Here is a 17,552-nt window from a genome sequence, read left to right as displayed (position 1 = left end):
CACTCAAAAAAATATCAATTAACTTTTACTGTTTTTGCTTCCGCATTATTTATTCCAAATATAATCCGACCTGCCGAATCCTTTGCCTTACCAATTACCTGAAGGCTGCGCACATTACCTTTTATATTTAAACCACTCTTCCATTGAGGAACATAGGTAAACTTGCCATCCGGAGTGCCTGTAATTAAAACTCCGTTACTTGCTGTATACTGTCCGAACTTGATTCTGGTCCATGAATTATTCCCTGCCAGGAGCAAATCTTTCTTACCATCTCCATTAGCATCCAGTGAAGTCATTGCATATACAGGCGCATATTGAGCCTCAACAGGAAGCTCTTTTAACTTAAATGAAGTTCCGGTATTCTCAAGGAAAACAGTTTCAAGAATCTCAGCTTTTAACTCTTTCACATCTTTCAACTGCTCGGAAGTAAAGAGATCGGTAATCGTTGCATTTGCATATTTATGATACTCAAGAAATTTACTCTTTAAACCCGGAAGCTGATCCATAAGATCATCTCTGGACGCTGCGGGATAAGAAACACCATCAATGTAATAACAGAAGATCGGATCAATTGAGCCATTTTCATCAAAGTCTTTAAAGTATATTTTCAGAGGTTCCTTTTCAGTAGCATGGAATTGGGCGTTTAAGCCAAGATTTCCAATAATTAAGTCTTTATCACCGTCACCATCCATATCGTCGGCATAAATACGATTCCACCAACCTGAAGAAGCAAATTTGATATAATCAGAAGAAGCATCCTTCAATTTACCATTGCGATTTATAAATACCTTTAAAGGCATCCACTCCCCTGCAACGATAAGATCTTCAGTTTTATCTTTATTCAAATCAAGCCATAAGGCATCTGTAACCATGCCGAGAGAAGTCAGCTCTGATCCAAATTGTTTGCTTGCATCAGTAAAATTAGCCTTACCATCGTTCAAAAGGATCTTGCTTTCAGGAGAACTTGGATACCTGCCCGGCACAAGACGCCCCCCGATAAACAAATCTTTATCTCCGTCAGAATCAATATCTGAAGCTTTAACAGTACCCGTGCTGATTAACATCGCAGGTAACCCTGTATTTTTACGACTGAAATTCCCTTTCCCATCATTGATATAAATCCTGTCCTGTAATAAAGGATTATCAGCAGCAAACTCGTAGCCTCCACTACCAACATACAGATCCATATCGCCATCACCATCCATATCAAAAAACTCTGCTGCAGTATCTTCAGATTGAGCATCTGAATCAAAAGCAGGAACTGCCTTTAGATTTAATTGTCCGCTAGCGGCTTGTATAAATATTGCACCGGCTTGTCCGGCTGCTCCACCAATAAAGATATCTTCCAGGCCATCATTATTGACATCGGCTTTTGCCATGCATGGCCCCTGTCTTGACAGATAATTAGGCAGTAAAGTTTGAATAGTAAAATCATTAAACTGATTTTCCTTATGACTGTATGACAATAAAGGACTTTCACTCAGAAGCTTAATGGATGGAGGTACCGGAGAATACTTCGTTATTGCTGCTGCGTTTTTAATATCAAGCGAAAGTGTCTGATTAACTTTAACATTTTTCAATACCTGAGTTTTATCATTTGACCAGATAACTTTCAGAGAGTCAATAGATTTAATATCCCCTAGTCCAAAATTCAAAACAGGATCAACCGACGACTGAAAGCCCCGGACAGGCATTTGTTCCTGAAAATATTGTTTTCCCTTGCTATATAGAACAACTTTTGATCCAATACCCAATGAATTTTGTTTTTCACCAATTAACTTAACTTTTAAAAAACTATGCTTATTAAATTTGTCTGAATTGTTTCTGTAAACAGATGCATAATCATTTGTATTATTTACAATAAGATCCATATCGCCGTCATTATCAAGATCTGCATATGCAGCACCTGATGAAATACCCTTTTGATCAAGTCCCCATTCTGAGTTCATATTTTCAAAACGGTCTTTACCTGTGTTTTTGAAAGCATAATTCGGCATTACAATGGTTGGCATCTTTTCTATAAAATCTTTCACCACTGTTTCCTTTCCTTCCTGTTTGGCCTTAATGGTCTGATCCATTGTATATTTCAGGAAGTCCATATCTGTATAATCTTTAACGTAACCGTTTGTAACAAACAGATCCTTATTCCCGTCATTGTCAAAATCTGAGAACAAAGCTGACCAACTCCAGTCAGTATTTGAGATACCTGCAAGCTGACCAATTTCAGAGAAAGTACCATCTCCATTGTTTTTCTGCAGCATATTTCTGCTAAACTGAAAATAAAATCCCCGGTCGAATAAAAACTGCATTTTATCAAAATTTTCTGCTCCGGAATGCATTTTTTGAGTCTTATTATCCTCCGGAAGCATATCCAGAGTAACAAGATCCGGGAATCCATCGTTATTATAATCAGCAGCATCTGAGCCCATAGAATACATAGAAATCTGATCCATGCTTTCAGAAAGCTTATCTGTAAAGGTTCCGTTGCCATTATTAATGAACATATAGTCAGGTTCATTAAAATCATTGGAAACATAAATATCGGGCCAGCTATCACTGTTCAAATCAGAAATTGCTAACCCCAGGCCGAAAGTCAGCACATTTGAGGTAATCCCCGTCTCAGCGCTAACATCACTGTAATGTCCATTATCATTACGGAAAAGTTTATTGGAAAAATCAGGATTCGTTTGTTTACGCAATTGAACATTCTCCTGTACACCAGTACTGTATTGCTGTAAAGAATGATTTATCAGAAACATGTCCAGATCACCATCTTTATCATAATCAAAAAATGAAGCCTGTGTTGAATATCCCTGATCTGCAAGACCATACTCTTCCGCCTTTTCGCTGAAGGTCAGATCTCCATTGTTAATGAATAAGAGATTTTTGCGCCGGACAGGATTTATATCCGCAGATCTGCAAATATAAATGTCAAGCTTACCGTCTGAATTAATATCAACCATTGTTGCCCCGGTACACCAACCCTGCATTGCTGAAACACCGCTTTTCTGAGTAATATCTTCGAACTTAAAATCACCTTTATTCAAAAAAAGTCGGTTTTTAACCATATTACCAGTAAATAAAACGTCCTGAAGGCCATCATTATTAATGTCGCCAACCGATACCCCGGCACCATTATAGAAATAGGAATAATTCATCACATTGAGATCCTGCCCCTCTTCGAGTATATTTCTGAAGTCAATACCTGTATCACCTTTTTTCATGAGGGTGAAAAGTTTATTGTCATTACTGCCGCAGGCAGATAACAAAAAGCTTACAACAACAGCTAACGCTGATCTTTTAAGTGTTTCCGAAATGATTTGACCTTTGAAATGAAATGTCATTGTCTAAAATTATTATGAAATAAGAACTCTGTAAAACTGATTGGGATTTATGTGTCCCCTGGTCATTTTGACCTTTATTAAACAATTAAAAAAAAACTATCCTAATCACTAAATATAAAAATAAGATTAAAATAAAAGGACAAATAATCAGATTTCGAAACTTATAATTAATGGCAAAGTTTTAACACCTCATTATTTATCATATCATGAGCGTACTGATATAATAAATAATGAACAGACCTTGTATTTCTAAACAAAAAAGGCCATCCTGAATAAATCAGGATGGCCTTTACATTATTTTAATCTACTGATTACTTATTCCACCACAGACGGGTAGCTTCGTTATCAGCACCACCAAGCTTAGCCACACCGGTAGCTAAACCTTTAGGGTTAGTTTGTGATTCACCCACAACATATGGAGTACGACGAACTACACCGTTGGCAGGAACTACTAAACTTTCAGAGTTAATTCTTGGATAAAGTTTAGGGAAACCAGTACGACGGTATTCAGCCCATGCCTCAAGACCATCAGGCCATAAAGCAAGCCATTTTTGAGTGATTACCTGCTCCATTTGTTTAGCAGGATCAGCTGACCATTTTACCGGGATATCAGTTAATGCCGGTGAATTAACAGCATCTGTTAAAGCAACCGGAGTAGAAGCACTTGCAGTATACGCTGCAATAGCAGCAGCATCTGTAATACCCCACTGACGCATGGAAGCGTTGATACCTGCTTCATAATAAGCCTGTGCAGTACCACCACCCATGTTCCATCCTTTTAACACACCTTCAGCTCTAAGGAACCAGGCCTCAGCTGCCATAATGATACCAAATGGCTGATTAGCCTGATTAGCAGGAAGGAAGTTATCATTAACGTTGGAAAGCTTAGTATTCTGGTTTGCAGCCAGACCAAGCTCAACCTGAGAATAACCGTTACGTAAACCTCTGTATTCGCCAGTTGAAGCAGCGGGAGCAAAGAATTTAGACATCCTTGGATCAGAATATCCTTTTAATACACTTTCCATTGCAGCACTCATACGGAACTCGTTCCAGGCAGTTGCCTGATTCAGAGTGTTAATTGAGTTAGCAGTTACTTTAAGGAATGCATCATGGGCATTGGTTTCCAATACACCACCTGCAACTGCCGCTTCAGCATTGGTTTTAGCTAAAGCAGGTTCTACACCTGATATACGCATAGCAATACGAAGGCGAAGTGTGTTCGCAAATCTGATCCAGTTATCAACATTACCAGCGTAAATCTGATCGTTATTACCTAAAAGGTTTTTTCCTTTGTACGGCTGAAGATCAGCTACTGCTTTAGTTAATAAAGCCAGGAAATCCTTATAGATAACATCCTGAGCATCGTAATCTACCTGCTTCAAACCATTACCTACCTGAGAATAAGGAATTGGTCCCCAGTAGTCAGTTCTTGGAAGAAACATACGAACTTTCCAGATGTTTGCAATTGCATAAACACCTGCATTTTCTGCTTTACCGCCTGGTTTGGTATTATCTAGTACTCCCAAAAGTGGTGGAATTGCAGAACCATAAAATCCGCTCCATGCACCATTTAACCAGTTACCCACCATCACGTTACGGTCAGAAGGGAAGTTTTGTGCAATATTGGCAAAATATTGTGCCTGTAAATCTCCAAATAAAGATTGGAATGTCTGCCAGGATGCAGTGGTTCCTCTGTACTGAGCAGCCGCGAAGGCATTACCTACCCCTGATGCATCAAGCTCTGTAAGCTTGGTAGGGTTGGTATTATACTCTTCGAATTTGTCCGTACAAGAAGATATACCCATGGCTGTAACCACAAATAAACCTGTTGTAAGATATAATTTAAATTTTTTCATGTTTGTCAGTTTTGATTATTAGAACGATAAATTTAAGTTCAAACCTACTTGGCGGGTTGATGGCATTGAGAATGACTCAAGACCTACTGTAGTATTTTGAGCACCTGATGTTAACTCAGGGTCAAATCCTTCAGCTTTGTTCAACAAGAAAAATAAGTTACGACCTACTAAAGATACAGAAGCAGCCTGGAATGGAGATTTTTTCAATAAGTTATTTGGTAATGCATAACTTAAAGAAACTTCACGCATACGGATATTTGTTGCATCGTAAGTCCAAACTTCACCAACAGGAGTATTACGTCCACCTACCTTTTTCCAGTATTTCTCAGCAGTTGTAGCAACAGTATTAGCTGTACCAGTCGCTGTAACACCAGGGAAAATGTAAGAATCTCTACCGGCAAGAGTTTGCTCAACAACACCGTCAGCATAAATAACTGCATTAGTGAATGAAGAAACTACACCACCTACCTGAGCACTGATCAGTAAGTTAAGAGTCAGTTTTTTGTAAGTAAATCTGTTACTGATACCACCTAACCAATCTGGTCTGGTGTTTCCAACAAACACAGTTGTTCCCGGGGTAATTAAAGGTAAACCGGCAGCGTCAACAAGGATTTTTCCCTGAGCATCACGCTGATAACCTCTGCTGTACAGGTTACCTAATGACTCACCTTCTACTGCACGGGAGAAGTTCATGAAGTCACCAGCAAGGTTTAACACCTTAAGATCCTGAGTTAACTCAACCAATTTATTCTTGTTACGTGCATAGTTCAGATCAATATCCCAACGGAAGTTATCTTTTCTGATTGGGGAACCGTTCATAGTTAACTCAATACCTGAGTTACGAACAAGACCTGCGTTTACGTATTCAGAAGACCAGCCTGATGCAGGAGGAATTGCAACAGTAAACAATTGGTTTTTAGACTCAGATTTATAGTAACCTAAATCAAAACCTAAACGGTTATTGAACAATTTAACTTCCAAACCAACTTCCTGAGCAGTAGTTAACTCCGGCTTCAGATTAGGGAAAGGCTTAACAGCGTCACGGCTGATGAATCCGTTCGGACCACCGGTTAAGAAGCTGTAAGTCTGGGTAAGAAGGAATGGAGATGCATCGTTACCTGTTTGAGCCCAAGATCCTCTAAACTTAGCAAATGAAACTGCACTTGGTAAAGTGAAGATATTTGAAAGAATTGCAGAGAAACCTGCTGAACCGAACAGATAAGACTGGCTGTCTTTTGGTAAAGTTGAAGACCAGTCATTACGGATGGAACCTGAAATAGTCAAAGCATTCTTATATGTGAAATCTGCTGTTGCAAATACACCCTGCTTTTCAGTTGGAACTACTGAACGATCTACTGAAGGAGCACGACCATTTGAAGGGATAAACAGGTTATCACGGTTCAAACCACCAGTAGCAGTTGATTGAGATAATCTGTCTACATGCTGTAAGTTTGCACCGAATGTAGCATCTACAGTTAATTCTTTAAGTAAATTCTTTTTGTAGATACCAATCAGGTCAAAGTTTGTTTCAGCAACATCTCTGAACTGGGTAGAATAGTTACCAAAGTCAGCAATAGTATAAGTATCATTATACCACTTACCTTCATAATTATCCAAAGTCTTATCAATACCTGCACGACCCATGATACTTAAATCTTCGGTAACCTGATAAGTTAATGAACCAAATCCTGTTACACGATTTCTCTGATCAGCAGCAATGATACGGTTTTTAGTCCAGAATGGGTTTTCACCACCGTTTGATCCGGGATTCCAGTAGTTCTGACGAAGTTTACCTGTAGAAGGATCGATATAATCAAACTTCTGAGCAGAAGCTAAAGAAATGTTACGTGGAATACGTAAAATATGACGCTGATTGTTTGAATAAGACTCACCAGTTTGCTGTCTGTTATCCACATCCTCTTTCAGGTAAGTTACTTTAGAATCGTAAGATAATTTAGAACTTACTTTACCGCTAACACGTAAGTTAAGGGTATTCCGTGCTAATTTGTTATTATCAAGAATACCGGTAGCGTTTACATTAGTATAAGAGAAATAAGTCTGAACTTTTTCATTACCACCAGAAAATGCCAAAGAGTTTGAATACTGCTTACCAGTATTGAAGAAATCTTTGTAGTTGTCTGGCTGAGGAGTCATGTTGTAAACTTTTCCAACATCTGCCGGATCATTACCCCATAAAGCAACTGATTGTCCTGTCATTTTTGGACCCCATGAACCTTCTTCAGCTCTGTTGTAAACACCTCCAGCACCCTGACCATAAACATTCTGGAAATCCTGAAGAATCATTGGAGCTTCAATCTGAGAAGAACTGTTGAAAGAAACACCGAATCCTTTTTGAGCACTACCTTTTTTAGTAGTAATCAATAACGCACCGTTTGCAGCACGTGAACCGTAAAGAGCAGTTGCAGAAGCACCTCTTAATACGTTGATAGACTCAATATCATCAGGGTTAACACTTGAAAGACCGTCGCCACCATCACGACCACCATTCGCGTTGCCGGGACTGTAGTTTGAGTTATCCATTGGCACACCATCGATAACGATCAAAGCCTGGTTGTTACCAGTAATTGAACGGTCACCTCTAAGAACAACCCTGGAAGAACCACCTAAACCTGAAGAGGTTTTTGCAATGTTCAAACCAGCAACACGTCCTGAAAGAGAGTTAGCTACGTTCAATTCTTTTGCTTTAGCAAAATTATCGGTGTTGATTTGCTGTGTAGCATAACTTAAAACCTTTTGGTCTTTAGTAATACCCATAGCGGTAACAACTACTCCTTCGAGTAGCTTACTGTCAGATTCAAGACGAACATTGATGGTTGTACGTCCCTGAACTGCGACAGTTTGGGTAGTAAATCCAATGTAGCTGAATATCAGCGATGCATTGGAAGGCACAGAGATTGTAAAATTACCGTTGGCATCAGTGCTCGTGCCCTGAGTTGATCCACTTACCTTGATGCTCACTGCTGGCAAAGGTAAATTGTCGGCGTCGGTAACCTTACCGGTAACACTAATATTCTGCGCAAACACATAGGCCTGACAGAATAAAAGTAATACGACTAGTTTGTAAACTTTTTTCATCATAATTCTTTTTTTTAAATAAAGTTTTAAGTTAAGAATAATTACCTCATGAGTTCGAAGAGTTTACAGCACTTCTAATCAATCGGATTAACTAAAATAAAGATATATTTTGATTTGTCAATGTTTTGAAAATGATTTTTATCAGTTCTGAATTTCGTTTAAAAAATATTTAAAACAATCTGATTATCAGCGATTTAAAATATTAAAAAATGAGCAAAAGATAGATTTGTTGAAAACTAATTTGAGCAAAATCACTCATTTCCTAATTATCTGTGTAATAATTCTGCTGAGAAACTTAATTATTACACAAAAAACTTTCAACTAACTATGATTCAAATCACCTATTGAGATTTCTGAATATACTTTTATTAAAGAATAAAATTTGACAAACAGGTGAAATTTCCAAACTTATAGTAAGATGTCAAAAGTACCGTATACCTTAATATATATGTAAATTTTTCAAACTTAAAGAAAGCAGTATAAAACACTGCTGAACTTGGGTCAATTCCACTTTGATAAGATCAAACTATGGATAATCAGCATGATCAACTCTATTGGGAATTATCGAATGGTTAAACTTGCTTTCTGGAATAATAATAATTAAGAAGAAGGACTGAAATCAGGATTAATAATCCGAAGAACTCTCTGGTTTCTTCAATCCATGGCGCAGAAGCTTTCATACTCCCGGCTATGTTTTCGGCATCATGCTCGGTTACCCAGGCAAGAACTCCGTATTTATCAAAAAATAAATAAATAGCATAGACCAAAAACAACATAATACCCGAGAGAGTTAATGAAGTGTAATATTTATTGCTTATAGCTGAGTATGAAATAAAAGCACCGAACAGATATATCGGGATCCATAACAAAGGATCGGGATCATTATACTGGAGGCCGGCAGAGATAATAAACAGAATGCAAAAAACAATATTGAAAACCTTCATTGTATAAAGAATAATGAACAAATCAATTATCTGGGCAACAATTTAGCATCACCTGTGTTTAAATACTCTTCGAACTGTTTAAGCAATGCCGGATCTTTAGGACGTCCGTAAATATCGCTCGACTTGTATTTCCCAAGATCAAATGCACGTTTCATCCAGAAATCACGGCGGCGGTCGCGGGTAACATTAGCGATAAGCTTTGGAACAAACTGAGGCGGGATTGCCAGAATTCCATCCTGATCACCAATTACAAGATCGCCGGGCATAATAACAGCTTTTCCGATACGGATAGGAACATTGATACCTGAAACAGTGGCATTACTCAATGCACCTGGATAGGTACCACGGTAAAATGCCTGCATACCACTTTGCTGAATGTTCTCAGTCAGATAGATCCCACCATCAACAATCAATCCGGTACCGGTAGTTTTCCAGATATAGTAGGACAATTTATCGCCTACATACGTTCCACCCTGCACTTTTCCGAACAGATCAACGATCACCAAATCATCTTTCTGTAGCATATCAATTGTTGTTCTGTTGTTAAGGCCGGTAAAATTATTTTTATCTGCCTCTGCCTGCATCCCGGCAACAAGATCAGGACGTGAAGGCATGAATTGTACAGTAAATGCACGACCAACAAGCTTTTTTCCCGGAATTAAGGATTTCCATCCATCTTCATACTGATTGGAATACTCTCTTGGTATTGAACCAATTGCCTCAACCACCTGAATATCCATTTTACGAATGGTATCCAAAATTGCTGCCGGTATCATTGGTCTTCCGCCCGGAAAACGACCATAAGGGTTCTCCTTAGTATAACTTTTCATTTGCTCTTCGGTGAAATTGTACAACTGGGCGTTTGCAGTTGAAACAAAGACCGGAGAGCCCAACAGAGCACAAAAAAGTGAGGCCTTTTTAATATAATTTAAAATCGTATTCATAATTATATACCGTTAAATATTTTTCACATCGGGTACATTAGCCGGTTTTCTGGTCAGCAAGTGAATAATAAGCCAGGCAGTGAGATAGGTTGCACCACAAATGGTGAATATAAGATTATAACCACCCGTCAGATTTCCTGCAATTTTATAAACATCAAGCAGATAACCCACAAATATCGGGAAGAGTATCCCTCCAATTGCACCGGTCATCCCTCCTATTCCTACAACTGAGCTTACCACATCTTTCGGGAACATATCAGAAGCCATGGTAAAAATATTGGTGGCCCATGCCTGATGAACAGCAACAGCCAAACTAATCAGCCCTACTGCAGCCCATTTATCTGTTACAAACTGAGCAATAGCAATCATAATACATAATTCAATGACGGCAAATAATAAAAGAACACCTTTTCTTGCTTTTAATGTTGGCCAACCTTTGTTAATCAGCACTGATGAGAAATACCCGCCGGCAATACTCCCAACCGTTGTAGCGCCGTAAATAAGCATCAGCTCGGGACTGATTACTTTAAGATCAAGATTAAACGTTGAAGAAAAGTAGGAAGGTAACCAAAACAGGAAAAACCAGAAAATAGGATCGATCAGAAACTTACCGGTAACAATTGCCCAGGTCTGCGGGATGGAAAACAATTTACCCCATGATATTTTAACAGAACTTTTAACCTGATCTGTAGTATCACCCTTATCACTTTCAATATATTCCAATTCCTCAGAACTTAATCTTTTCTGTTTAGCGGGCACATCATATAACCAAAGCCAGAATAACAACCATACAAAACCCATTGAACCGGTAATCCAGAACACTTCGTGCCATCCATAATTCTGCATAATAATCGGAACAATGATCAATGCGACCACAACACCAATAGCTGTGCCTGAATTAAAAATACCGGTTGCAAGTGCTCTTTCTTTTTTGGGGAACCATTCTGCAACCGCCTTCATTGCTGCAGGGAAATTGCCGGCCTCTCCAATACCCAGTGAAAGTCTTGCTATTCCAAAACCAGTAACAGATTTTGCCAATGCATGAAACATACCAGCCAAACTCCAAACCACAACAGCAACACTATAGCCGAGTTTTGTTCCTACTTTATCAATAAATCTTCCTGAAACAAGCAGTCCAATTGCATATGCGAATGAAAATGCAGACATAATCTTTCCAAAATCAGTTTCAGTCCAGCTGAACTCAGACTCAAGCGTAGGTTTTAACAAACCAATAATCTGACGATCAAGATAATTGATGACCGTACCTGTAAATAATAAGACGACAATCAGCCAGCGATAATTTTTTCCTTTTGGAGCTACCATTCGAGTTAGGTTTATGATTTTAGGATTTATGACGAAAAGTAATTGACATACTGTTTAAAATGATCTTTCAAGCCTTCCCAATCAGCAGATTTGATGAGATTCTTATCAAACAATTGCCCGCCTATTCCCAAACCATCAGCACCGGCTTTGATAAAGCTTTGCATATTCGCCAGACTGATTCCTCCGGTTGGCAATAATTTGATTTTATTGAGCGGAGCTTTAACATCCTTAATATAGTCGGGTCCTAAAGCAGTTGCAGGATAAACCTTTACCATAGTAGCTCCCAGTTCCCATGCCTGATAAATTTCTGTTGGAGTATATGCACCCGGAAAAACAGGTATTCCTTCACGGGAGCAATATTTCACAACCTCCGGATTAAGAATTGGGGTAACAATAAATTGAGCGCCTGCCTGAAGCGCCTGCTTCAAATCATCTAAACTGCATACCGTACCTGCTCCAACATTCAACTGACCTTTATACTTATCTACCGCATATCGAATGATATCCTCTGCAAAGGGGGTATTCATGGTTATCTCTATTGTGGTCAAACCAGAAGAGAGATAAACCGGCAGAATTTTGGCAATATCATCAAAAGACAGGTTCCTGACTATTCCTACTACCGGAACCTTATTAAATGCTGACCACGAAAAATCGTTATTATTCATATTAATTATGTAATGCATTAAATAGCTGAACCTGGCCTGCAATTGTTGCTTTATCAATCAGTTCAGCTTGTATAAAAATTGTTTTTTGTGTTAATCTAAGGATATCTGATGCAATTTTATAATGCTCATATAAATGTTTCCCGCTGCAAATGACGAGATTTCTGTTCATATCTGGCTTTAATTGTCTGAGCTCATCACCAATGAGCAAACCACTCAAATAAAATGAATTATATTCCTTGCTGAACTTCCCGAAAAGCTGAGCTGTTCTTACAGTAAATAAAGTATGAAGAATTGAAGATTCAGCCGAGTTTTCTACTCCTGATGTAAAGGCTTTAAGCGCAATAGGATCACTCAGTTTTATCGAATTATCCAATAGTACTGAATCTTTTAATATGCTGTGTTCTGATAAAATATTGAATACCTCTCCGGTCATAAATGTCCTGAAATCAACCATATCTCCACCCTTTACCTCAATATGTTTGGAATGAGTACCAGGAAACACAAATACATATTCCTCATTTTCATCCAGGTTAACTTCATTTAACTGAATAAGGCCTATCAACTGAGCTTCCTCCCCTCGCATCACATCCTCATTACTTCTCACACCTGAAACAATAATTAATGGAGCATTTGAACCGTTATATTCTTCAAAAACACGAACCGATGCCTGACTTCCATTAATATTAAAAGGTAAAACTGCATACGGAATCTCTTCCATTCCAAGTGAGGAAGAAGCCATGCCTGACACAATCACCGGAATGTTATCGGTATTAACCGCATTCTTTTCAGCTAATTCCTGAATACTTGATCTGAGTCTTGCAGAATAGAAATCAAATCGACTGATTTCGGTTTGCTCTTTCCATGCCCTGAATGTGGCAGCCACACCAGTTGACGATAAAAGCTCAGCATGAACAATATATGTATCCCTGTCAACCAACCTCAGTCTGAACGAAGTTGTTCCCCAATCACAGCATAAAATAGTCTTCATATTATTTCATTCAACTCAATAAAGCTGAATCTATCATTAGAAATTAAAATTACTTGTTAACTCTGGTTTTGAATACTGCATCATTATTGCCACTGATCACATCATTCTCTGTAAATCTGCAATACAGAATATCTTTTGCTCCGGTCCTGTCGCGATCAAATACCACGTGAATATTACCGTCAGCAGTTTGATCGGCATCAGGGTAAGATACATTTTCCCTTGCATCAAGCAATAATTTGTGTGGCCAGGTTTTCCCTCCATCCATTGAAAGAAAAGCTGTCATTTTATTACGTGTAGTACTGTTATTGCTAACCAGCAATAAATTTCCGGAAGAAAGTTTACCGATATAAAACCTGCTGGATGTCGTCGGACCGGAAGCCGTAAAAGCTTGAACAGCAGACCATGTTTTACCAAAATCGGTGCTCTGTGTATAATAAATCCCTTTGGTTGTTCTTACCATTGCGAGATAATCCCCTTTATCATTTACTTCAACAACCTGAGGTTCATCATGGATTCTGAGTTCTTCAGGAACATTAATTGATGCATAAGGTGACAATTGCAGTTTTCGCCCTGACTTTGAATAATCTTTAGAATAGATGAAAGCACCATCATGAGGGAAAGCACTTTCAGATTTAGTCCCCGGAAGTGGTTTATCAATGTAAACAGGGAAAAGTGCCCTGTTCTTTGAAGGCAAATGAACCGGTTTATTGCTCATCACCCCATCACTGATACGAACAGGTTCTGAATGAGAAATCTTCTTACCGTCCCATTTAATTTCGACTGCATTAACTCCCCCAAATCCATCCCAAAGTAAGTTGTTTTTTGCGCTCCCATAGAATAAGCGCACCTGACCAAACTTATCTCTCCAGATTGCAGGATCAAACAATCGGTATTCAGAACTACGGGGATAAACTACAAGCTGATCATTTAGCCAGGTTCTACCCCTATCAAGACTAACAGACAAGGTGACATAATTACCCGGACCGGGTGCAGCACCTCCTGAGTAAAATGCAACGAAAACGTGTTCCCCGTCTGCAGTTGCCCCAACTGCGGGAACCTGTTCAAATTTGCGGTCTTTTAATCTTGCATCTTCAGGATTGCTGATAAACTCAACCATTGCAGAAGCATCCTTGTCACCTGATATTGTAAGCGCTGATTTTTTTACGGAATTACAAGCCGACAAAAAGAATCCACATGAGGAAGCAATAAATAATGTTAAAAGTACTATTGATCTGGTTTTCAATTTCTGATATTTTATAAATTAAAAATGGCTTTCATGAACAAATTGAATATCTGTCTCTGAATTTCTAAAAATGTGATTATTTAAGGAATTTACCACATTTAATGAGTAAATAATTCAATAAAATTCAATTACCAGTTATGAATAGCCCCATCAGGACTTTTCAGAATGGGATGAGGGAATTTGGTATTTTCCTTAATTTCCATTATAAAATCGGCCTTCTTAGGATTAAACTTAACCCCCAGTCCGGGTTCCGGATTTAAATACAGTTGCCCATTGGAAAATCTGAGATAATCTTCATTAAAGTATACAGGTTTTTCTGTTTCACCACCAGCTAATTCCATCATTACACGTGAAGGACTGCTTGAGCCTAAAACATGAACTAATGCAGCTGTAGATAAAGGTCCGGTAAAATGCGGAAGCATACCTACATAATGCGTTTCGCAAAGGGCCGCAATCTTCTTAAACTCAACAATCCCCCCGGTATTAGGTAAGGTAACTCTTGAATAATTGATCAGGTGCTGTTCAATCAATTCATTGGTATCCCAACGATCGCCAAATTGCTCACCTACGGCTAAAGGAGCCTTTGTTAAGGTTCTGAATGAACGGTAAACACCCGGATTTTCAGAGCGAATAGCATCCTCTATAAAATACGGACTCAGTTCTTCCAGTGCATTACATATCTTTAAAGCTTCGGGTGTGTCAAAACGGGTATGCAAATCAATAGCCCAGTTTCCATTCCCACCAACTGCCTTATCTATCCTTTTACAGTAATCAATTGTTTTTGAGGCATTCTGATAGAAATCAAAGGGCTGATCACCATTACCACCTGTCGGGCCGATACGATAGGATCGAAACCCCGCTTTGAGACAATCATTTGCTCTTTCTTCTTCAGTTGTGGCTTTAGAAGGTCTGAATCCTGTAGCATAACATTCCACATATTCGCGCGTAGAGCCCCCAAGAAGTTCATAGACAGGAACATTTAAGGCCTTTCCTTTAATATCCCATAAGGCCATTTCCAATGCACCTACAGCATGTAATTTTTCCCTTCCGGGAGGATAAAACATGCCCCTGTAAAGGTTTTGCCATATATGCTCGATGCGAAAGGGGTCTTCTCCAATCATCATTCGGGCACATTGCTCAATCATATCTTTAGAACCGCCTTCACCTATTCCAATGATACCCTCATTTGTTTCAATTTCGACAATACCACGGGCCTGGTTGAAAAGAGGTTTATTATATCCCGGTGCGGCATAATATCTGATCTTTGTAATTTTAAGTCCGGAAGCTGCTTCAGCTCCTAACCAGGGATAGCCTGCAATCAGTCCTGCTGAGCCTAAAACTGCTGACTTTATGAATTTTCTTCTTTCCATCGTGGTTTTGAGTAAGAAATATTATTTAGCAAGAAATCAATTTAACCGGTCCACATTCACAAACTGAACACCGGTTTCTTCAGCAGCAGATTTAAGATAGGCTTCAAACCTGCCGTTTCCCTCAGGCAAGGATATTTCATCAAACACAATCTGAGTATTACCGGTATTTACCTGAACCCGATATTCCTTGCCCATATACTTCAACACAGCAAAGGCTGGTTTATTGGTTTTCTGAAAGCGTAAGGTTATCCGGTATTTTGCGGCATTACTAAACACCTCCCAATAGCCCAGTTGTTTTCCCTTATTTCCAATTGTACCCGGCCCACCCCATTCAAAACGGGATAACTCCACATTCCTTTGAAATTTACTTCCCAGGTGAATACGCTGTGGCCAGTCGTATCCCCTGTCATAGATAACCTTATCAAACCACTGTTCATATTTTGCCAATAAATCATCCACAATACCCGGATTTTGTTTGGCTATATTATTGATTTCACTCGGATCTTTTTCAATATCATATAACTCAAGTGAAGAAATCATGCTTTTTATCTCATCAGCATTCGGACGATTGACAATTTCATAAGGTTCATCATGCGGTGAAATGAGTTTATACCTCTGTCCCCTGACTGTGAAATGCACGTATTTAAATGGTTCTGAACCTGCATGTCCCTGAATAAAAATATTCCTTTCAGGTAATTGTTTCACTTTTTCAGTAAGCAGTGGCATCAAAGATATACCGTCGATCTGAAGATTTTTGGGCACAGGTACATTACAAGCATCCAGAAGAGTTGGTAAAACGTCTATATGGGCGGTGAGATTATTTAGCTTAACGCCCTGCGGAATTTTACCCGGCCATTTGATAAAGAACGGAGCATGGATACCGTTTTCGTATACACTTGTCTTTGTCCCTCTCAGGTTCATCACATATCTGTCAGGATATAGATCATTTTTAGATCGTTTGGTACGCGGGCCATTATCAGAAAGGAATATGACTATGGTATTATCTTCTATGTCCAATTCTTTCAGTTTGGCCATCAACCTGCCGATATTAGCATCAACATTGGCAATCATTCCATAAGTTAAGGCATTTAGCTCATGCATCCCCATCTTTCGGTAAGGATCAGCCCATTTATCGGCAACAACTAAAGGAAAATGAGGGAGGTTAGTTGCATAAAAAGCAAAAAAGGGCTTATCTCTGTTTTTCTCAATAAAGCTGATGGTTGCATCGGCGAATATATCATCGCAATAGCCCTGAAATTGCCTGCTAATATTATTTTGCTGCAGAATTGGGTTAAAATAAGAATTACCCGGCGGGTCTGAAGCCTGTCCGATTCCACCTCCTTTATGAATCAGTGTTTCCTGAAACCCTTTATCCGAAGGCCTCATCGGATAATTATCGCCCAGATGCCATTTACCAAATAAACCGGTCCGATAACCGGCATCAGATAGTATTTTTGCAATGGTTACTTCACTCTCCTTCATTAAAGGAGAAGTCTCAGTAACACCAACTACGCTGGTCCGGTAATTATCCCTGCCAGTCATGATACTTGCGCGTGTCGGGGAACAGTTAAAGTTTACAATGAATTGCCTCAATTCAACACCCTGAGCAGCAATTGCATCCATATTAGGAGTCTTCAGCAGATTGTTATGCAATCCAACATCTCCGATCCCCTGATCATCGGTCATAATCAGAAGGATATTGGGCCTTTTTTGAGCATAAAGCGGATGAATACCTGCAATAAGCAGTACCAATAATACCAGTGATTTCAACAATAGATT

11 protein-coding genes are annotated in these 17,552 nt (G+C 39.0%); all 11 read right to left on the bottom strand.

Annotated elements, in window-relative coordinates:
* Positions 1–14: 14 nt before the first annotated feature.
* The 11 genes from P2W72_RS10205 to P2W72_RS10155 all read right to left on the bottom strand — a co-directional run bounded on the left by P2W72_RS10205 (position 15) and on the right by P2W72_RS10155 (position 17,543).
* Complete coding sequence (locus tag P2W72_RS10205; RefSeq protein WP_276361777.1) at positions 15–3,344, bottom strand: VCBS repeat-containing protein; 3,330 nt, start codon at positions 3,342–3,344, stop codon at positions 15–17.
* A gap of 311 nt (positions 3,345–3,655) precedes the next feature.
* Entirely contained in the window at positions 3,656–5,200 is a 1,545-nt protein-coding gene (locus tag P2W72_RS10200) for a SusD/RagB family nutrient-binding outer membrane lipoprotein (protein ID WP_276361774.1), read from the bottom strand.
* A gap of 18 nt (positions 5,201–5,218) precedes the next feature.
* Positions 5,219–8,299: a SusC/RagA family TonB-linked outer membrane protein gene (locus P2W72_RS10195; protein ID WP_276361771.1), complete on the bottom strand. Its 3,081-nt coding sequence runs from the start codon at positions 8,297–8,299 to the stop codon at positions 5,219–5,221.
* Between the two features lie 569 nt (positions 8,300–8,868).
* Positions 8,869–9,240 (bottom strand): transmembrane 220 family protein, encoded by a 372-nt coding sequence (locus tag P2W72_RS10190; RefSeq protein ID WP_276361768.1) that lies wholly within the window; start codon positions 9,238–9,240, stop codon positions 8,869–8,871.
* Between the two features lie 26 nt (positions 9,241–9,266).
* Complete coding sequence (locus P2W72_RS10185; RefSeq protein WP_276361765.1) at positions 9,267–10,184, bottom strand: hypothetical protein; 918 nt, start codon at positions 10,182–10,184, stop codon at positions 9,267–9,269.
* A gap of 12 nt (positions 10,185–10,196) precedes the next feature.
* On the bottom strand, positions 10,197–11,507 hold the full coding sequence (locus P2W72_RS10180; RefSeq protein ID WP_276361762.1) for an MFS transporter: 1,311 nt from the start codon (positions 11,505–11,507) through the stop codon (positions 10,197–10,199).
* 26 nt (positions 11,508–11,533) lie between these two features.
* Positions 11,534–12,172 carry a bifunctional 4-hydroxy-2-oxoglutarate aldolase/2-dehydro-3-deoxy-phosphogluconate aldolase gene (locus P2W72_RS10175; RefSeq protein WP_276361759.1) on the bottom strand — a complete coding sequence of 213 codons (639 nt, stop codon included), beginning with the start codon at positions 12,170–12,172 and terminating at the stop codon, positions 11,534–11,536.
* Between the two features lies 1 nt (position 12,173).
* Positions 12,174–13,160, bottom strand: coding sequence for a 2-dehydro-3-deoxygalactonokinase (locus P2W72_RS10170; protein ID WP_276361757.1), 987 nt, complete (start codon positions 13,158–13,160; stop codon positions 12,174–12,176).
* Positions 13,161–13,209: 49 nt separating this feature from the next.
* Positions 13,210–14,403 carry a sialidase family protein gene (locus tag P2W72_RS10165; RefSeq protein WP_276361754.1) on the bottom strand — a complete coding sequence of 398 codons (1,194 nt, stop codon included), beginning with the start codon at positions 14,401–14,403 and terminating at the stop codon, positions 13,210–13,212.
* A 128-nt stretch (positions 14,404–14,531) separates the two neighbouring features.
* Complete coding sequence (locus P2W72_RS10160; protein ID WP_276361751.1) at positions 14,532–15,773, bottom strand: mandelate racemase/muconate lactonizing enzyme family protein; 1,242 nt, start codon at positions 15,771–15,773, stop codon at positions 14,532–14,534.
* Between the two features lie 36 nt (positions 15,774–15,809).
* Positions 15,810–17,543: an arylsulfatase gene (locus tag P2W72_RS10155; RefSeq protein ID WP_276361748.1), complete on the bottom strand. Its 1,734-nt coding sequence runs from the start codon at positions 17,541–17,543 to the stop codon at positions 15,810–15,812.
* Between the last annotated feature and the right edge of the window lie 9 nt (positions 17,544–17,552).

It is taken from the genome of Daejeonella sp. H1SJ63, from assembly GCF_029360775.1.
Taxonomy (GTDB): Bacteria; Bacteroidota; Bacteroidia; order Sphingobacteriales; family Sphingobacteriaceae; genus Daejeonella.
This window is presented reverse-complemented; position numbering and strand designations above follow the sequence as displayed.